Annotated in this window: 14 protein-coding genes and 1 pseudogene; 11 read left to right on the top strand and 4 right to left on the bottom strand. The window is 62.9% G+C overall.

All coding sequences use genetic code 11. The annotated features are described in order from the left end of the window. The 5 genes from EN943_RS10200 to EN943_RS10180 all read left to right on the top strand — a co-directional run. On the top strand, positions 1–1,775 hold a 1,775-nt coding region (locus EN943_RS10200), incomplete at its 5' end, for a translocation/assembly module TamB domain-containing protein (protein WP_206522741.1). Between the two features lie 266 nt (positions 1,776–2,041). Continuing rightward, positions 2,042–3,694 carry an ABC transporter substrate-binding protein gene (locus EN943_RS10195; RefSeq protein ID WP_127412504.1) on the top strand — a complete coding sequence of 551 codons (1,653 nt, stop codon included), beginning with the start codon at positions 2,042–2,044 and terminating at the stop codon, positions 3,692–3,694. A 227-nt stretch (positions 3,695–3,921) separates the two neighbouring features. Continuing rightward, the gene (locus EN943_RS10190; RefSeq protein ID WP_027035014.1) at positions 3,922–4,956 is read left to right on the top strand and encodes an ABC transporter permease; all 1,035 of its coding nucleotides are present in this window, start codon (positions 3,922–3,924) and stop codon (positions 4,954–4,956) included. A 12-nt stretch (positions 4,957–4,968) separates the two neighbouring features. Next, positions 4,969–6,126 (top strand): ABC transporter permease, encoded by a 1,158-nt coding sequence (locus tag EN943_RS10185; RefSeq protein ID WP_127412503.1) that lies wholly within the window; start codon positions 4,969–4,971, stop codon positions 6,124–6,126. 67 nt (positions 6,127–6,193) lie between these two features. Beyond that, positions 6,194–8,398, top strand: coding sequence for an ABC transporter ATP-binding protein (locus EN943_RS10180; RefSeq protein WP_127412502.1), 2,205 nt, complete (start codon positions 6,194–6,196; stop codon positions 8,396–8,398). 33 nt (positions 8,399–8,431) lie between these two features. Here EN943_RS10180 and EN943_RS10175 read toward each other — a convergent pair whose 3' ends face one another. Continuing rightward, complete coding sequence (locus EN943_RS10175) at positions 8,432–9,022, bottom strand: transglycosylase SLT domain-containing protein (RefSeq protein ID WP_127412501.1); 591 nt, start codon at positions 9,020–9,022, stop codon at positions 8,432–8,434. 217 nt (positions 9,023–9,239) lie between these two features. Here EN943_RS10175 and EN943_RS10170 point away from each other — a divergent pair, with 217 nt between their 5' ends. Both EN943_RS10170 and EN943_RS10165 read left to right on the top strand, forming a co-directional pair. Further along, positions 9,240–10,778, top strand: a complete 1,539-nt coding sequence (locus EN943_RS10170; RefSeq protein WP_164778147.1) for a trimethylamine methyltransferase family protein — start codon at positions 9,240–9,242, stop codon at positions 10,776–10,778. A gap of 57 nt (positions 10,779–10,835) precedes the next feature. Continuing rightward, complete coding sequence (locus tag EN943_RS10165; protein ID WP_127412499.1) at positions 10,836–13,262, top strand: FAD-dependent oxidoreductase; 2,427 nt, start codon at positions 10,836–10,838, stop codon at positions 13,260–13,262. An 83-nt stretch (positions 13,263–13,345) separates the two neighbouring features. Here EN943_RS10165 and EN943_RS10160 read toward each other — a convergent pair whose 3' ends face one another. Further along, positions 13,346–13,738 (bottom strand): DoxX family protein, encoded by a 393-nt coding sequence (locus EN943_RS10160; protein WP_127412498.1) that lies wholly within the window; start codon positions 13,736–13,738, stop codon positions 13,346–13,348. 197 nt (positions 13,739–13,935) lie between these two features. Between EN943_RS10160 and EN943_RS10155 the strand changes: the two genes are divergently transcribed. After that, a complete protein-coding gene (locus EN943_RS10155; RefSeq protein ID WP_164778149.1) occupies positions 13,936–14,424 on the top strand; it encodes a hypothetical protein in 489 nt (162 codons plus the stop codon). 82 nt (positions 14,425–14,506) lie between these two features. Here the strand turns inward: EN943_RS10155 and EN943_RS10150 are convergent, their stop codons facing one another. Then, positions 14,507–15,283, bottom strand: coding sequence for a VOC family protein (locus EN943_RS10150; RefSeq protein ID WP_127412497.1), 777 nt, complete (start codon positions 15,281–15,283; stop codon positions 14,507–14,509). Positions 15,284–15,448: 165 nt separating this feature from the next. On the opposite strand from EN943_RS10150, the pseudogene EN943_RS10145 reads away from it, so the two are divergent. Further along, positions 15,449–16,190 (top strand): annotated as a pseudogene (locus EN943_RS10145) (gamma-glutamylcyclotransferase). Between the two features lie 37 nt (positions 16,191–16,227). On the opposite strand, the gene EN943_RS10140 reads toward EN943_RS10145, so the two are convergent. Then, positions 16,228–16,638 (bottom strand): hypothetical protein, encoded by a 411-nt coding sequence (locus EN943_RS10140; protein ID WP_127412496.1) that lies wholly within the window; start codon positions 16,636–16,638, stop codon positions 16,228–16,230. Between the two features lie 246 nt (positions 16,639–16,884). Between EN943_RS10140 and EN943_RS10135 the strand changes: the two genes are divergently transcribed. Beyond that, positions 16,885–18,240 (top strand): NAD(P)-dependent oxidoreductase, encoded by a 1,356-nt coding sequence (locus EN943_RS10135; RefSeq protein ID WP_127412495.1) that lies wholly within the window; start codon positions 16,885–16,887, stop codon positions 18,238–18,240. Between the two features lie 5 nt (positions 18,241–18,245). Then, positions 18,246–19,088, top strand: coding sequence for a methyltransferase domain-containing protein (locus EN943_RS10130; protein ID WP_127412494.1), 843 nt, complete (start codon positions 18,246–18,248; stop codon positions 19,086–19,088). Positions 19,089–19,100: the final 12 nt, after the last annotated feature.

Here is a 19,100-nt window from a genome sequence, read left to right as displayed (position 1 = left end):
GCGAGCTTGCGTCGGGCCAGGCGACTGTCCAGGGCATCAAGGCGGCCATCGCCCAAGCCTCGACCGTCAGCATCGCCAACGGCACGACGACGCTGGACCGGCTGGTGCTCAACCTGGGCGGCGGCACGGCGACGGTGACCGGCAAGGTCGGCACGGCGCTCGACATCAATGCGACGTTGGCGCGGGTGCCGATGTCGCTCGCCAACAGTTTTTCGCCGGGGCTCGACGCCGCCGGTTCGATCTCAGGCACGGCCAAGGTGACGGGCGCGCCGGCAAATCCCGCCATTGCCTTCAACATCGATGCGTCCGGCGTGCAGACCTCACAGACCCGCGGTGCCGGTGTCGGTGCGGTGAGTGTTTCCTCGTCGGGCACCTTCGGCGCCAACAAGCTGACCTTCAATGCCAATGTCAGCGATGGAGCCGGCCTTGGCGTCAAGGGCGGCGGCACCGTGACGACGGCCGGCACGCCGGCACTGGCGCTCGACTTCAATGGCGTCGTGCCGTTCGGCCTGCTCAGCCAGAAGCTTGCCGCGCAGGGCCTGTCGCTGTCTGGAACCGCCAATGTCAACGTGCAGGTGCGCGGTCCCGCGACATCGCCCGTCATCGGTGGCAGCGTCAGCACCTCCGGTGCGCGCCTGGTCGATGCGCGCTCCGGCCTCGCCGTCAACGATCTCGCCGCCGATGTCTCGATTGCCGGCGGCGTCGCCAGGATCAACCGGCTGACCGGAACGCTGTCGACGCGCGGCAGCCTGTCGGCCAGCGGCACGGTCGGCATCAACCCGGCGCAGGGTTTCCCGGCCGATTTGTCGATCAAGCTGGTCGACGGCCGCTATACGGACGGAAGAGTGGTGACCGCCAATCTCGGCGGCGACCTGACGATCAAGGGACCGCTGACCTCCGCTCCGGTCATCGCCGGCACCGTCAATCTCGCCAAGACGGTGATCACCGTTCCGGACAAATTGCCGGGCTCGCTGGCGGCGCTCGACGTCAAGCACAAGAACGCGCCGGGTGCGGTTAAGGCGCAGGACAAGGCGCTGCGGCCGCCGACGACCAGCGGCAAAGGCAGCGGTAGCGGCCTCGCGCTCGATGTCACGGTCAACGCGCCGAACCAAATCTTCATCCAGGGCAGGGGCGTCGATGCCGAACTTGGCGGCTCGCTGAAGCTGACCGGCCCGGCCTCGTCGCCGCAAGCGGTCGGCACCTTCACCTTGCAGCGCGGACGGCTGTCGATCCTCGGCAAGCGGCTGACCTTCACCGAAGGCACGGTCGGGTTTTCCGGCTCGCTGGTGCCATATCTCAATTTGACGGCGACCACGACGACGACCGGCGCCACCGTCACCATCGTCGTGTCGGGCGAAGCGACCAATCCGAAGTTCACCTTCTCCTCTGTGCCGGCGCTGCCCGAGGACGAGGTGCTGGCGCAATTGATCTTCGGCCGCTCGATGTCGAACCTGTCGCCGCTGCAGATCGCCCAGCTCGCCGAAGCGGCCGGGCAACTGGCCGGCGTCGGCGGCTCGACGTCGCTGCTGGAAAACCTGCGCAGCGCCATTGGCGTCGACGATCTCGACGTCACCACCGACGACCAGGGCGGCACGGCGGTTTCGGCCGGCAAATACCTCAACGACCGCACCTATGTCACGATTCAGAAGGGTGACAAGCCGGGCTCGGGCAAGGCGACGATCGACCTCAATGTCGGGCGCGGCGTCAAGCTGCGTGGCGAGGCCAACGATGCCGGCGAAGCCAAGGGCGGCATCTTCTACGAGAAGGAATACTGATAGTTCGGTGGGACTTTTGGCCTCATGGTGGATCGATTCTGGCGCTGTCCGGGCCAGAGTAAATGTCTCAGTTTAATCGACTATCGAGATTCCAGAAGAATCCGTCGGACAGTAGCAAATTTGCGCCAAGACTGTCGTTATCACGCGAACCGCTCCCCTTTCAAAGTTGCACATTCCCTAACATGTTCTCAATCCACGCCGTCTTTGACATCATGGCCTGGATGCGGAATGTTAAAAGGCGGAAAGCCAACAATGGGAGTTAAGTCATGACAATTTATAAGAGTAATGGCGATCGCGTTCCGGATCACATCCTGGCCATGGCCGAAGAAGCCAAGGCAGGCAAGGTGGACCGTCGCGAATTCCTGGCCATGGCCAGCGTCTTCGGCGCATCGACGGCAATGGCTTACGGCTTGCTCGGCCTCGCCGATCCGACGCCGGCGAAGGCCGAAGAGGTAAAGGGCAAGAAGGGCGGCACGCTGAAGATCGCCCAGTGGATCAAGGATCCCAAGGACCCGCGCAAGGCCGACTGGTCGGAAATCGCCAATGCCGAGCGCCAGGCGCTCGAGCCGCTGGTCAAGTACACCTCCGAATACACGTTCCGCCCCTATCTGCTGGAAAGCTGGGACGTCAACGACGATGCCACGCAGTACACGCTGCATGTGCGCAAGGGTGTCACCTGGTCGAATGGCGATGCCTTCACCGCCGATGACGTTATCTTCAACCTGAAGCGCTGGGCCGACAAGAAAGCCGAAGGCAACTCCATGCCCGGCCGTCTCGGCTCGCTGGTCAAGGACGACAAGCTCGACGAAAGCGCCGTGACCAAGCCGGACGACCACACGGTCGTGCTTAAGCTCAGCAAGCCGGACATCGCCCTGATTCCGAACATGTGCGACTATCCCGGGCTGATCGTCCACAAGACCTTCGATGAGAAGGGCGGCGACTTCAAGGCCTGCCCGATCGGCACCGGTCCGTTCGAACTCGTCTCCTACGATGTCGGTCAGAAGGTGGTCTACAAGCGCCGCACCGACGACAAGTGGTGGGACGGCGAAGTGTTCCTCGACGGCCTGGAATTCATCGACTACGGCACCGATCCGGCAGCCATGGTCAGCGCTTTCGAAGCCGGCGAAGTGCACACCAATTTCGAGACTTCGGCCGACTACGTGTCGATCCTCGACGGCATGGACCTGGCGAAGTCGGAAATCGTCACCGCGTCGACCATCGTCTGCCGCACCAACGTCAACAACAAGCCCTATGGCGACCAGAAGGTGCGCAACGCGCTGCAGCTTGCGGTCGACAACAATGTCGTCTTGCAGCTCGGCTACGGCAACGCCGGCTCGGTCGCCGAAAACCACCATGTCTGCTCGATCCATCCGGAATATTACGAGCTGCCCAAGGTTGCCCGTGATCCGGCCAAGGCGAAGGCGCTGATGGCGGAAGCCGGCCAGGCCGACTTCGAACACGAGCTGATCACGGTCGACGAAGACTGGCACAAGAACACCGGCGATGCGATCGCCGCCCAGCTGCGCGACGCCGGCATCAAGGTGAAGCGCACCGTCCTGCCGGGTTCGACGTTCTGGAACGACTGGACGAAGTATCCGCTGTCGATGACCAACTGGAACATGCGCCCGCTCGGCGTCCAGGTTCTGGCCATCGCCTATCGCACCGGCGAGGCCTGGAACGAGGCCGGCTGGTCGAATCCGGACTGGGATGCCAAGCTCAATGCGGCGCTCGCCGTTGCCGACGCCGCCAAGCGCAAGGACATGATGAAGGACATCGAGCAGATACTGCAGGATTCCGGCATCATGATTCAGCCGTACTGGCGCAAACTCTATAGCCACTCGGTCAAGGCGGTGCAGAACTACAAGATGCATCCGACCTTCGAGCGCGACTACGGCAAGGTCTGGCTCGAACAGGCTTGATCGCATCGACATGGGGGAAGGGGCTCGCTCCCTTCTCCCGCTCTTTGCATCGTCCGTCCCTGTTGGTCCGCGCTTTCTCAAAAAAGTTACGGACTCGCGGGCAAGGCCGTGCAACAAAAACAGGGTTGATCGCATCCGAAGGCCTGTTTGACAGCCAGCCCCGCCGGTCACGGCAGGGTTGGCTTTCATAGCCGGCTCAAACCCCAACCCATCGGCAGGGGGCCGCCATGCTTTCCTTCGTTATCAGGCGTCTTGGCACCATGGCATTGACGATGCTGTGCCTGACCATGGTCGTCTTCTTCCTGATCAACCTCGAACCCAATCTGAAGAAGCTGGCGATCAGCCAGACCGAAATGCATACGTCGGCCGAGCAGCTCGAGAGCTGGCTGGTCAACCATGGCTATCGGCAGAACTTCTTCGTCCGCTATGGGCAGTGGCTGGGCGTGGTGCCCAAGCAACCTGTGACAGACCCGGCGACCGGCAAGCCGGCGCAGCGTTTCTCCTTTTGCAACGATCCGCTCGTGCCGACCTTCGCCGGCGTTTTCCAGGGCGATTTCGGCTGCTCGACCAAGTTCAAGGCGACTGTCGCCTCAAAACTGTTTCCGGCACTCGGCGCCACCGGCATCCTGATGTTCTGGGTGCTGGTGGTGATGGTGCCGATCTCGCTGCTGATCGGCATTCTGGCCGGCATGCGCGAGGGGTCGCGAACCGACCGGGTGCTGTCCGTGGCATCGATCGCCTCGACGGCGACGCCTGAATATGTGTCGGGCGTCATCTTCACCGTCATCTTTGCCTCATGGCTAGGCTGGCTGAACGGCTCGGCGGCCTCGGCCAGCCAGGGCATCACCTTCTATAATTTCACTTTGCCGGTGATGACGCTGGCGATCTACGGCATCGGCTATATTGCGAGGATGACCCGCGCGTCGATGGTCGAAGTGATGACGCAGCAATATATCCGCACCGCCAGGTTGAAAGGCCTTTCCTTCGGCAGCGTCGTGGTCAAACATGCCTTGCGCAATGCGCTGATCGCACCGTTCACCGTCATCATGCTGCAATTCCCCTGGCTGCTCACCGGCGTCGTCATCGTCGAGGTGATGTTTCGCTACCAGGGCTTCGGCTATACGCTGGTCGAGGCGGCCGGCAACAACGATATCGACCTTTTGCTCGGCTGCTCGCTGGTCTCGGTGTTCATCGTCCTGATCACGCAGCTCATTTCCGATGTCGGCTACGCGTTTCTCAATCCGCGTATCAGAGTTCAGTAGGGAGCGAAGCGGATGCCGGTTCAATACATCAGTGGCTTCACCGTCGTTCTCGAAGTGCTGTCGCGCTTCTGGCCGGTATGGATCGCGCTCGTCATCGTCATGGGCGCGAGCTTCGCCTACAAGAAGAAGCTGGCGCTCTACGGCCAGCTGTTCGACAGCGGTGTCGGCATCGTCGGCGTCGGCATCTGCCTGTTCTGGCTGTTCACGGCGATCTTCGCCGCGACCATTTCGCCCTTCGATCCGCTGGCCCAGATTCCCATCATGAAGGACGTGCTGCCGGGCGCCGTCGAACCGCAATCGGGGCTGACCTATCTGTTCGGCGGCGACAAGCTGGCGCGCGACGTGTTTTCGCGCATGGTCTATGGCAGCCAGATCGTGCTGATCATAGCGCCTGCCGCGACCGGCTTCGCGCTGATGGTCGGCATCACGCTCGGCCTGCCCGCCGGCTATTACGGCGGCAAGATCGACACCGTGCTGTCGTTCCTGGCCAATCTCGTGCTGGCCTTCCCGGTCATCCTGCTGTTCTACCTGCTGGTGACGCCGGGCATCATGGACACGCCGATCCCCTACGGCATGGCGGGCGTCTTCTTCCTGTTCCCGATCATCTTCTTCAGCGTGCTGTTCTGGACCCGCTACAAGAACCGGCCCGACCGGCTCTATATCCTGCTCGGCATCACCCTGATCCTCGGCGGCTGGATCTATGCCGGCCTGGTCTTCGACGCCGATCCGCTGAAGATCGTGCACATCGATCCCAACCAGCTCAACATCTTCGTGGCGGTGGTGTTCGCGTCCAGCCCCGGCGTGTTCCGCATCGTGCGTGGCCTGGTGATGGACATCAAGACGCGCGATTATGTGGCGGCGGCGCAGACGCGCGGTGAATCGCCCTGGTACATCATGCTGTGGGAGATCCTGCCCAATGCGCGCGGGCCACTGATCGTCGATGCCTGCCTGCGCATCGGCTACACCACGATCCTGCTCGGCACGCTCGGTTATTTCGGCCTTGGCCTGGCGCCGGAAAGCCCGGACTGGGGCACTGCGATCAAGGACGCCAGCCGCCTGCTGCGCTCCTTCATCCACCCGGCATTGCCGCCGACCATCGCACTGATGTCGTTCGTGCTGGGCTTGAACCTGCTCGCCGACTCGCTGCGCGAACAATCGATGAAAGACTGATCTCGCGGGTTTCGACCCGATGCGCCTGAGAGAAACAGGCCTAGAAGAACCAGGATTGGAGCGTCCCATGAACGAGGCAGTTCGAAATCCCGCCAAGCCGACCAATGGGCCGATCATCGAGATCGAGAACCTGTCGATCTCCTTCTTCACCCGCAAGGGCGAGATTCCGGCGGTCATGGATTTTTCCTGCACCGTCATGCCGGGCGAGGCGATGGGCATCGTCGGCGAATCCGGCTGCGGCAAGTCGACCGTGTCGCTCGGCATCATGCGCGACCTCTCCAACATCGGGAAGATCGTCGGCGGCAAGATCAAGTTCCAGGGCAAGGACATGGGCGAGCTCTCCGACGAGGAATTGCGCTCCATTCGCGGCAACAAGATCGCGATGATCTACCAGGAGCCGATGGCGAGCCTGAACCCGGCGATGAAGGTCGGCCAGCAATTGATGGAAGTGCCGCTGATCCACGACAAGGTGTCGAAGGAAGAGGCGTATAAGCGCGCGCTCGACATGGTGCGCTCGGTCAAGCTGCCGGACCCCGAGCGTATGATGCGCTCCTATCCGCACCAGCTCTCCGGCGGCCAGCAGCAGCGCATCGTCATCGCCATGGCGCTGTTGTCGAAGCCGGCGCTGCTTTTGCTCGACGAACCGACGACGGCGCTCGACGTGACGGTGGAAGCGGGCATCGTCGACCTGGTCAAGGGGCTCGGCGAGAAGTTCGGCACGTCGATGATCTTTGTGTCGCACAATCTCGGCCTGATCCTGGAAACCTGCGACCGCATCACGGTGATGTATTCGGGCGAGGCGGTCGAGACCGGCAAGATCAAGGACGTCTTCGACCGGATGCGCCACCCCTATACGCAAGGGCTGTTCCGCTCGATCCCGCTGCCGGGCGCCGACAAGAACTCACGGCCGCTGATCTCCATCCCCGGGCAATTGCCGCTGCCGCATGAGCGGCCCAAGGGCTGCAATTTCGGCCCGCGCTGCCACCACTTCGTCGAGGGCGTCTGCAACGCCGCCGAAATCCCGATGATCGAGGTCGCTGGTCACGAAGGCCATTTCTCGCGCTGCGTGCGCTTCAACGAGATCGACTGGGAGGCGCTGCCGCCCGGCGCCAAGAAGGTTAATGAGCGCGTCGTGCCCGGTGCGCCGGTGCTCAAGATCGAGGACCTCAGAAAATACTACAGGGTCGGCGGCAGCGAGGTGTTCGGCTCGAGCGAGGGCCGCGTCGTCAAGGCCAATGAGACGATCTCGTTCATGGCGCGCGAATCCGAGACGGTCGCCATCGTCGGCGAATCCGGCTGCGGAAAGTCTACGCTGGCCAAGGTGCTGCTCGGGCTGGAGACGGCAAGTGCCGGCACGGTGACGCTGGGCAACAAGGAAATCCAGTCGACCGGCATTGAGAAACGGAGCGTCGACACGGTGTCGTCGATCCAGATGGTGTTCCAGAATCCGTTCGATACGCTCAATCCCAGCCATTCGGTCGGTTCGCAGATCATCCGCACGCTGGAGAAGTTCAACGTCGGCAAGACGGTTGCCGATCGCCGCAAGCGCATGCTGGAGCTGCTCGACCTGGTGAAGCTGCCCAGGGCCTTCGAGACCCGCAAGCCGCGCCAGCTTTCGGGCGGCCAGAAGCAGCGCATCGGCGTGGCGCGCGCCTTTGCCGGCGACGCCAAGGTGGTGGTGGCCGACGAGCCGGTCTCGGCATTGGATGTGTCGGTGCAGGCGGCGGTGACCGAACTGCTGATGGACATCCAGCGCAAGAACAAGACGACAATGCTGTTCATCAGCCACGACCTGTCGGTCGTGCGCTACATCGCCGACCGCGTCGTCGTCATGTATCTCGGCTATATCGTCGAGCAAGGCACGACCGACCAGATCTTCGCGCCGCCCTACCATCCCTATACCGAGGCACTGCTGTCGGCGATCCCGATCGCCGACACCAGCGTGGTCAAGCGGCACATCGTGCTGGAAGGCGACATTCCGTCGGCAATGAACCCGCCCTCCGGCTGCCCGTTCCAGACCCGCTGCGGCTACAAGAAGCTGGTGCCGGACAATCTGTGCGAGACCAAGGTGCCACCAGTCAAGCATCTCGGCGGCGGTCATATGAGCCTGTGCTGGCTCTCCGACGACGTGCTGGCCAAGATGGAGCCGGTGATCAAGTTCGACAAGGAACACGCCGCCCACGAAGGCGTGCCGGACGACGCGCCGCACGGCGATGGCCCCGGTTTTGCCGGCACGCCGCCAAAGCGTCCGCGCGGCAAAAAGCCGAGCTGACAGACCGGAGGTCGAGATCACGATGCGGCAAGATCAGTTTCCGCACTCGCTCAACTGCTGCCCATAGTCTCGCGCCATCTTGTCGGTGGCCCGGGCATAGCCCTGCACGCCGGCATCGCCCCGGTTGCCGCGGCCATAGGCGGTCCAGCCGAGGTAGTAGGCGAGGTAGAGATTGTAGGTGTCATTGCGGGCAACGCCGTACGTGTCGGATGTCTTGGAATGATACCAGCCGACGAAATCGACCGCATCGGCGAATTTCGTCCGCCGCGCCGCCCAGTTGCCGGTCTCGCGCTGATATTGCGACCAGGTGCCGTCCAGCGCCTGCGAGAAGCCGGTGGCCGACGAGACATGCTTCCACGGAATGAAACCGAGCAGTTTGGTGCGCGGCGGCCTTGCATTGCTCTTGAAACCGGATTCCTTGCGCACCGTGGCCATCAGTACGGGAACGGGGATGCCGTATTTCTGCTGCGTGCGCTCGGCTGCCGACTGCCAGTTGTCGAACCAGCCGTCATTCTGGTCGAAGACGGCGCAGACATTGTTGATGTGGCTGGGCGGCGTGGCGCAGGCCGAAAGCGCCAGCAGCACGCAAACCGCACCAATTTTACTAAAACTCGAACTACGCATTGGCAGAGCAATAGGCCGAAATCATAAAGGGAATCTTGCGGCATCCGTTAACGCTTCGCCGGAGCAGTCGCTTGGGGGAATCCCATATCAGTAATCCGACACATTTAGTCGCTCTCTCTAAACAGATACTGCAGAAATGCCGCCGTGGCTAAAATCACGCCCGCAAACGGCGTATTTCTGACAGCTTGCCTGGTTTGCCAAGGCTTTGATGCCAGGCATGAACGAACCGAGACGCAAACGCGGGGCCGAGCGCACCAGCAACAGGGGCCCGTCGGCCATCCCGCAACTGCCGCTCAGGCGGGTGACAAATCCCTATCCGCCAATGGCCATGCTGTCGCCCGACCAGATCGAGCAGATCCATCAGGCGTCGATGCACATATTGGAGAATTTCGGCATCGAGGTGATGAGCCCGCGTGCGCTGTCGCTGTTCGAGAAGGCCGGCGCCAAAGTCGATCATGCCTCGGCGAATGTCCGCATCGATCGCGGCCTGATCGAAGACGTGCTGAAGACCACGCAGTCCAGCTATGTGTTGACGCCGCGCAACCCGGCCAACGCGGTTCATCTGGGCGGCAACACCATCAATTTCACGCTGGTTGCCGGCCCGCCGAATGTGCACGACATGGAGCGCGGTCGCCGCGCCGGCAATTTGCGCGACTATTCGGACCTCACCCGGCTGGCGCAGCATTTCAACTGCATCCACATGCTCGGCAACCAGGTCTGCGCACCGGTGGAGCTGCCGGCCAATTCCCGCCATCTCGACACCTACTTCACCAACCTGACGCTGACCGACAAGAGTTTCCATGTCTCGGCGATCGGCCGAGGCAGGGCGCTGGACGGCATCGAGATGATGGCGATTTCGCGCGGGCTGACGCTCGACCAGATGCGCGACGATCCCGGCATCACCACCATCATCTCGGTCAACTCGCCGCGCCGCTTCGACGAGATGATGGCCGAAGGCCTGATGACCATGGCCGAGTTCGGCCAGTCGGTCGCGGTGACGCCGTTCACGCTGATGGGGGCGATGAGCCCGGTGACGCTCGCCGGGGCGCTGGCGCAGCAGAATGCCGAGGCGCTGTTCGGCGTCGTGCTGACGCAGCTTGTCCGTCCGGGCGCGCCGGTCATGTATGGCGCCTTCACCTCCAATGTCGACATGAAGTCGGGCGCGCCGGCGTTCGGCACGCCTGAAAACACCAAGGCCAATATTGCGTCGGGGCAACTGGCGCGGCGCTACGGGCTGCCCTACCGCACGACGCCGGGCTCGGCTTCCAACGCCGCCGATGCGCAGGGTGCCTATGAGACGCTGATGGCGCTGTGGGGCGCGGTGCTCGGCCACGGCAACCTCGTCTACCACGCCGCCGGCTGGCAGGAGGGTGGGCTGACTGCGTCGTTCGAAAAACTCATCATCGACGTCGAGATGATCCAGCACATGATGGAGTTCTTGCGCCCGATCGAGGTCAATGAGGCGGAGCTCGCCGTCGAGGCGTTGGGCGCGGTACCGACCGGCGGCCATTTCTTCGGCGAACCGCACACGCTGGAGCGCTACGCCACCGCCTTCTACCAGCCGATGCTTTCCAACTGGCAGAATTACGAGGCGTGGCAGGAGGCCGGCGGCCTCGATGCCACGGCGCGCGCGACGCGGCTGTGGAAGAAGGCCCTGGAAGACTATGTCGAGCCGGTGATGGACATCGCCGTGCGCGAGGCGCTGGAGGCTTACATGGCCAGGCGCAAGGAAGCGATCGGGCAGGGCGAGCCGTGATCGTTCCCAGCTTGAATCCACTCACCCATCCAACTCACTGATATCAGAGAAAAATCCATGAAATCGCATGCAAAGGTCGTGGTCATTGGCGGTGGCGTTGTCGGATGCTCCGTGCTGTTCCATCTCGCCCGCCACGGCTGGACCGATGTTGTCCTTCTGGAGCGCGACGAGCTGACCTCGGGCTCGACCTGGCACGCGGCCGGGGGCATGCACACCATCAATGGCGACCCCAACGTCGCCAAGCTGCAGAAATACACGATCAACCTCTACAAGGAGATCGAGGAGCTGTCCGGCCAGGCGACCGGCGTGCATCTGACCGGTGGCGTGCTTTTGGCGGCGACCGAGGCGCGGCTGGACTGGCTGCGCGGTGTCGTCGCCAAGGGCCGCTATCTCGGCATCGAGCTCGAGGAAATCTCGCCCAATGAAGCGGCCGAGCTGATGCCGCTACTCGATCCCAAGCAGTTCGTCGGCGCTGTCAGGAACAAGGAGGACGGCCATCTCGATCCCTCCGGCGTCACCCATGCCTATGCCAAGGCCGCGCGGAAACTTGGGGCGGAAGTGGAGCGCTTCACCAAGGTCGAGGACATCGTGCGGCGCCCTGACGGGCTGTGGCGGGTCATCACCAACAAGGGCGAGGTGGTGGCCGAGCATGTCGTCAATGCCGGCGGCCTGTGGGCGCGCGAGGTCGGCCGCATGGTTGGACTCGAACTGCCTGTGCTGGCCATGGAGCACATGTACCTGATCACCGAGGACATGCCGGAGGTCGCCGCCTGGAACGCCAAGACCGGCACCGAGATCATCCATGCGGTCGATTTCGACGGCGAGCTTTATTTGCGCCAGGAGCGCGGCGGCATGCTGATGGGCACCTATGAAAAGGCCAACAAGCCGTGGTCCGAATACCAGACGCCGTGGAATTTCGGCCATGAATTGCTGGCGCCGGACATCGACCGCATCGCGCCGTCGCTGGAGGTCGGGTTTCGGCATTTCCCGGCCTTCCAGAACACCGGCATCAAGCAGATCATCAACGGGCCTTTCACCTTTGCGCCGGATGGCAACCCGCTGGTCGGGCCGGTGCGCGGCCTGCCGGGCTTCTGGGTCGCCTGCGGCGTCATGGCCGGCTTTTCACAGGGCGGCGGCGTCGGGCTGGCGCTGTCGAACTGGATGATCGAAGGCGATCCCGGCGCCGACATCTGGGCGATGGATGTCGCGCGCTATGGCGACTGGGCGACGATGGCCTATACCAACGCCAAGGTGCGCGAGAATTATTCCAGGCGCTTTTCGATCCGCTTCCCCAATGAGGAGTTGCCCGCCGGGCGGCCGCTGAAGACGACGCCGGTCTATGATCTGCTGTCGGTCAAGGGTGCGCAATGGGGCGTTGCCTATGGGCTGGAAGTGCCGCTGTGGTACGCGCCGGAAGGCGTCAAGGACGAATTCTCGTGGCGCCGCTCGAGCGATTTCACGCAGGTCGCCAAGGAGGTCGCGACGGTTCGCGACAGTGTCGGCCTGTCCGAGATTTCGAGCTTCGCCAAATACAAGGTGACTGGCGAGGGGGCGGCCGCCTGGCTCGACCGGATGCTGGCCTGCAAACTGCCGAAACCCGGCCGCATGACGCTGGCGCCGATGCTGAAGCAGGACGGCAGGCTGATCGGCGACTTCACCCTCGCTAATCTCGGAAGCGAGGGCTGGTTCCTCGCCGGCTCCGGCATCGCCGAGCAATACCATATGCGCTGGTTCGAGAAGCACCTGCCCGGCGACGGCTCGGTCCGCATCGAGGCGCTGGGCGCGAAGCTCACCGGTCTGTCGATCGCCGGCCCGAAGGCGCGGGATGTGCTGGCAAGGGCCACGCGCTCGGATGTCTCCAATGCGGCCTTTTCCTTCATGGCTATTGGCCGGATGGATGTCGGCATGGCGCCGTGCCTGGTCGGCCGCGTCAGCTATACCGGCGATCTCGGCTACGAGATCTGGGTGGCGCCGGAATACCAGCGCGCCGCCTATCAAGCGCTGATGGCGGCGGGCGAGGAATTCGGCATCGGCCTGTTCGGCTCGCGCGCGCTCAATGCGCTGCGGCTGGACAAGAATTACGGCTCATGGGGGCGCGAGTACCGGCCGATCTACGGGCCGCTGGAAGCGGGGCTCGACCGCTTCGTTGCTTACGGCAAGGACGCCGATTTCATCGGCAAGGCCGCGGCTCTGGCCGAGCGCAGGCAGGGCGGCAAATTGCGCCTGCGCGCCTTTATCGTCGATGCCGACGACGCCGATGTCATTGGCGATGAGCCGATCTGGTTCGATGGTGCGGTGCGCGGCTGGGTGACGTCGGGCGGCTATGCGCATCATTCGAAGAAATCCGTCGCCGTCGGCTATGTGCCGAAGGAGATCGCCGATGAGAGCGACGGCTTCGAGATCGAGTTGCTGGGCAAGCGCCATGCGGCGCGCATTCAGGCGGCGCCGCTTTTCGACGCCAATTTCGAACGGATGCGTGCCTGAGGCGCTTCGGCTTCGCCGATGCGCCTCAAAACCGCTTCACACTTTTCCTAGAATTGCTCTAGGCCCGCATCCTCTTTCCGGCGTCAGGCGCTGCGGCGGTTGTCCAGCGCGAAGGCGCCGGCGCCGGCAAACACCAGATAGAGGAAGATGAAGCAGAACGAGATCGCTGAATCGCCGCCATTGTTGACGGGGAAGAAGTCGCGCGGCATGTGCGCCATGAAATAGGCGATCGCCATTTCGCCGGCCAGAAGGAATGCCACGGGCCGCGTTAGCAGGCCCAGCGTCAGCAAGATGCCGCCGGCGAATTCGAGGATGGCGGCGGTCGTGGTCAGCCCGGAAAGGGCATGGGGATCGGCGCTGACGGGGAAGTTGAACAGTTTCTGGCTGCCATGCTCGATGAACTGCAGCGCGGTCATGATGCGCAACACGCCGAGTGCCTGCGGCTGGTATCTGGAGAGGCTTTCGAAAAGCTTCATAGTGACTCCATTTTCAATCCGCCCGGCCATAGATTATCGCCCGGGAATGGACCATTCACTTCCCATGGCCTGCCGTCAACAATCGGTGATTGGAATGTTCCCCAGTTTGAGCGTTCATATTTTTCCCGCAAGGGTTGCATTTCTATCGTTATGGTTGTACTAATGCGTACATTCTAGAAGTGTGGGTTCCCTTTGCTATGAAAAAAGTCGCCATCAGCCTCTTCGCAATCCTTGCAGGCACCAGCTTCGCCATGGCCGAGGACGCCGGATGTGAGGCCTTCAAGTGGCCGGTGACGCGGGAGCAGACCCTGTTTGCCGCGGCACCGGCAACGCCGTCCGGAGCGGCGCTGGCGATTGGTGCGGCTGCGGACCTGACGCTGGTGCCGGTAGAGAAAGCCGGTTTTGCGGTGGCGCCGGAACGTGCGCCGGCATCTGATACATTTGGGGCCGTCGCCAGCGTGGAGGTGCCGTCCGAGGGAGCCATCCAGATAAGTCTCTCGGGCGAGGCCTGGATCGATGTCATCCAGGATGGCCAGGCCATCAAGTCGGCTGGCTATAGTGGCGTGAAAACATGCCCTGGCATCCGCAAGAGCGTGCGCTTCAAGCTTGCCCCCGGCCCGGCCACCGTCCAGTTCAGCGGCGCGAAAAAGGCGGAGCTGAAGGTCGCGGTGCTGGCGCCGGAATGAGACGGCGCCAAGGCAGGGGTAGAGGCCTTCATCGGTGGTCCGATGAAAGCCCGCGCTTTGTGTCGGCGGTGCCTTATCACGGTCAGCGGACCGGCGCCATCAAGGCGAAATGCGCGCCTTGCGGGTCTTGGCACTGCACGACCCAACTGCCGCCGGGGACCTCCATCGGCCCCATCAGGATCTTGCCGCCATTGTCGGTGACCCGTTTGGCCGCCGCGTCGATGGCCGCAACGTTGAAGTAGAATTGCCACACCGGCACCGGGATCTGCTCCGGCTTGTTCATGATGCCGCCGCCGGATTCGGGGCCGGCCGTAAAGGTCTGGTAGGTGCCCATCGGGCCTATGTCGAAATCGCCGGCGTCGACCCAGCCGAACTGCTCGGAATAGAAATCAAACGCGGCTTTCCAGTCGCTGGTGTAGAGCTCGTGCCAGCCGATGTGGCCCGGCGTGCCGGCCGGCACGACAGGCTGGTCCGGGCCGTTCGGCTGCAGGAACATGAAGGTCGCGCCTTGCGGATCGGCGACAACGGCAAAGCGGCCGACGCCCGGAATGTCGTCGGGCTGGCGGTGGACGGTGCCGCCGGCTTTCTCCAGCGATGCCGTGGCAGCGTCGACATCCCTGGTGTCGATATAGCCGAGCCAGGCGGGCGGCATGCCCATCTTGGCGGCATCCTCGGGCAAGGTCATCAGGCCGCCGACGCCACGTTCGCCCACATTCATGACGACATAGCGCGGCATGCCCGGCGCCACGTCGAAAGGCTGCGCCTTCCAGCCGACCACTTTGGAATAGAACGCCTCGGCGGCGTCGAGATCTGATGTCATCAATTCGTACCAGAAGAAGGGCATCGGGGCTTTTGGCATTTTCGGTCTCCTCACCTTTCATGCGTGATCGTCGTCCATCATAGGACGATCCTCACGACGGAAATCCGACACCGCCCGGACAACAATGGACATGCGCGCCAGGCGTTCCCTGGTTGCGCGAGCGCAGGTTTTCGATTTCTCTGCGGTGATGAGGGGTTGTCGTCCATGCGCTTGATGTCGCTCACGCCCGAGCTTGTCGCACTGTGCCATCGGGAGGAGGCCGATCCCGGCCCGGATCCGAGCTGGACAGACATGAACGACGAGGACTTTCAAAGCCTTGCCTTGCGGCTGTCCAAGGAGGCCGATGAGGGGCCGCTCTGGGTATTCGCTTATGGGTCGCTGATCTGGAAGCCGGAATTCGAGTCGGTCGAGCAACAGCTCGCCACGGCCTTTGGCTGGCACCGCTCCTTCTGCCTCGACATGGTGCGGTGGCGCGGCAGCGCCGAGCAGCCGGGGTTGATGATGGCGCTCGAACGGGGCGGACGCTGCAACGGGGTGATCTATCGCTTGCCGGAGGGCGAGAAGCCGGCGCAGATCGAAAGGCTGCTGCGGCGCGAGATCAGCGACCACGAAAGCATCGAGACGGTCCGCTGGCTGCCGGTGCATACGCCGCAAGGTACGCTGCGAGCGCTCGGCTTCTGGGTCGGCCGTGAAGGGCAGGGGAACGTCGCTGAACCAGCCGCTGGACAGAGTGGCGAGGGTGCTGGCCAGAGCCTGCGGACATATCGGATCCGGCGCCGAATATCTCTACAACACGGTCAGCCATCTCGAAGCATTCGGCATCCATGACCGCAATCTGTGGCGGTTGCAGGAATTGGTGGCGGAGGAGATCCGCTCGATCCATGGTGGCACCCTTGATGCCGCTCCCAGACTGCACCCTGATCAGAACGGGCCTTCACCAAGCTGAGGCCTGTCTCGCTGACCGGAAAGCTGTGGCGTGGTGCTCAGATCCAAGAAGCTATGGCTTCACGAGCAATGACCTCAACTGTGCATTCGAGGCTGAGCAACAGAAAATGCGAACAGTCGTCTGTCGGGCCTGGGATTGATCGCAACCAATGCGAGTTCTCCACCCGCAGGATGTGCCACCGATAGGTGATTTGGGCGCCAGAATCTTCCAGCGGGATCGTGTCGCCATCGCGGACATGGGCCAGGCCCAGCATATCGTTGTGAGCCGAAAGGACCTGCACTCCATGAAAGTCGATTTTCAGGGTTCGTTCGGACGTGCCGACAAAAAAGTCGCCTTCGACGGTCAGCTCGAAGTAGTTGTCTGACCGCAGACGCCACACCTGACAGGCAGCCAAAGGTAAATCTTCCACAGGCTCCCACCGGTGAACCGTCTCCCTGTCATCGGTCATCGCCTTCTCCATTGAATGAAGCCGCGCATCGTGCTCAAGCGCCTATCATTCCCCGGGAGCTTCGAACAGTTCGCTGCTTGGGGCTGTCGCGCTCGTCTTCTTTGAGGCGCAACAGATCACCCATAACATGAGTAAAAAAATCATGTTATTGTCGAGCCTTTTCAGTGACTTGCGCCGAAAATTGACCAATTGATAAAAAAATAAAACGTGCTAGCCTTCCCCAAAAGAAAACATGGGGAACTGACGATGCCAGAAGGCCAATTCAGGGAAGGCATTGCGGGCGGCAGGCTCTCGGCCGACCAGTACGCGGACAATTTTTCCGACCTGCACCCACCGCTCGACCACCACGAGGCGCTGGTTGAATCCGACCGCTGCTATTTCTGCTACGACGCGCCGTGCATGAATGCATGCCCGACTTCGATCGACATTCCGCTGTTCATCCGCCAGATCTCGACCGGCAATCCGATCGGTTCGGCCAAGACCATCTTCGACCAGAACATATTGGGCGGCATGTGCGCCCGCGTCTGCCCGACCGAGACGCTGTGCGAGGAAGTCTGCGTGCGCGAGGTGGCGGAAGGCAAGCCGGTGCAGATCGGCCGCCTGCAGCGCTATGCCACCGATGTCGCCATGGGCGAGAACAAGCAGTTCTATCCGCGCGCCGAGCCGACCGGGAAGACGGTCGCGGTGGTCGGCGCCGGGCCGGCCGGCCTTGCCGCCGCGCACCGGCTCGCTCGCCATGGTCATGACGTGACCATCCTGGAGGCGCGCGCGAAGGCCGGTGGCCTCAACGAATACGGCATCGCCGCCTACAAGAGCGTCGACGATTTCGCCCAGGCCGAAGTCGACTACGTGACCGCGATCGGCGGTATCGACATCCAGAACGGCAAGGCGCTCGGCCGCGACTATCAGCTGTCGGATCTGATCCGCAATTACGATGCGGTGTTTCTTGGCATGGGTCTTGGCGGCGTCAATGCGCTGCGTGCCGATGGCGAGGACGCCGACGGCGTCACCAACGCGGTCGAGTTCATTGCCGAACTGCGCCAGGCCAGCGACCTTTCCGGCCTGCCGGTTGGCCGCCGCGTCGTCGTCATCGGTGGCGGCATGACAGCCATCGACGCCGCGGTACAGTCGAAGCTGCTCGGCGCCGAGGAGGTGACGATCTGCTACCGGCGCGGCCAGGAGCACATGAATGCTTCCGAATTCGAACAGGATCTGGCGGCAGCCAACGGCGTCAGCATCCGCCACTGGCTGCAGCCGAAGCGGGTGATCGCCGAAGGCGGCAAGGTCACCGCCGTCGAACTCGAATACACCGCGCTCGACGGCGACAGGCTTGCCGGCACCGGCGAGACGCTGACGCTCGTTGCCGACCAGGTGTTCAAGGCGATCGGCCAGAGTTTTGTACCGGCAGCCCTCAACGGCAGCGGTGCGTCGATCGATCTCGAAGCCGGCCGCATCAAGGTCGACGCCGAAGGGCGCACCTCGCTGGCCAGGGTCTGGGCCGGCGGCGACTGCATTTTTGGCGGCGACGACCTGACTGTCTCGGCAGTCGCGCAGGGCCGCGACGCGGCGGAGAGTATCAACAGGAGTCTCATGCAGGGATAAGGATCATGGCCACGGTGGAACCGGGCATCGCCCGTCACTACGACATATTGGGCCTTGAGCAGCGGATCCTTGCCGCGCTCGCCGATACGGGTGTGGAAATTGCCAATCTGCGTGCCAGCGATCTCAAGGCTGTGGATGAGTTCCACATTGGCGGTGTGGCCGCCACCAGGGAACTCATCGATCAAATGGGGCTGAAGCCTGCGGCCGCGCTTCTCGATATCGGATCCGGGATCGGTGGTCCGGCCCGCTTTGTCGCCAACAGCGTCGGAGCTGACGTTACCGGCATCGACCTGACGCAGAGCTATGTCGATATCGCGACCAGCCTGTCGAAGCGAACCGGATTGGCCGGCAAGACGCGCTTCGTGCAAGGCAGCGCGCTGGACATGCCATTCAAGAATGCCAGCTTCGATGCGGCTGTCATCCTGCATGTCGGCATGAACCTTGCAGACAAGGCGAAGCTGATGAGCGAGACTGCTCGCGTGCTCAAGCCTGGCGGCGTTTTTGCCGTCTATGATGTGATGCGGCTGAAAGCCGGCGCGCTGACCTACCCGCTGCCATGGGCAACTGATGAAGCCATGTCCTTCGTTGCCGCGCCGGATGACTATCGCTCGGCGGCGACGGCTGCGGGGTTCTCGGTGACCGCTGAGCGGCCACGCGGCGCCTTTGCCATCGAATTCTTCGCCACTGTGCGTGCCCAGATGGCCGCCGCGCAAGCGGAAGGCAGGAAGCCGCCGCCCGGCGTCGGCCTCGTCATGGGCGAGAACGCCCGCACCAAGATCGCCAATCTCACCGCCGCGCTTGAAGGCGGCATTCTCGCACCCGTCGAATTGATCCTTCGTCTCGGCTGAAAGGGACCTGTC

The sequence above is a fragment of the Mesorhizobium sp. M7A.F.Ca.US.006.01.1.1 genome (assembly GCF_003997935.1).
GTDB lineage: Bacteria > Pseudomonadota > Alphaproteobacteria > Rhizobiales > Rhizobiaceae > Mesorhizobium.
This window is presented reverse-complemented; position numbering and strand designations above follow the sequence as displayed.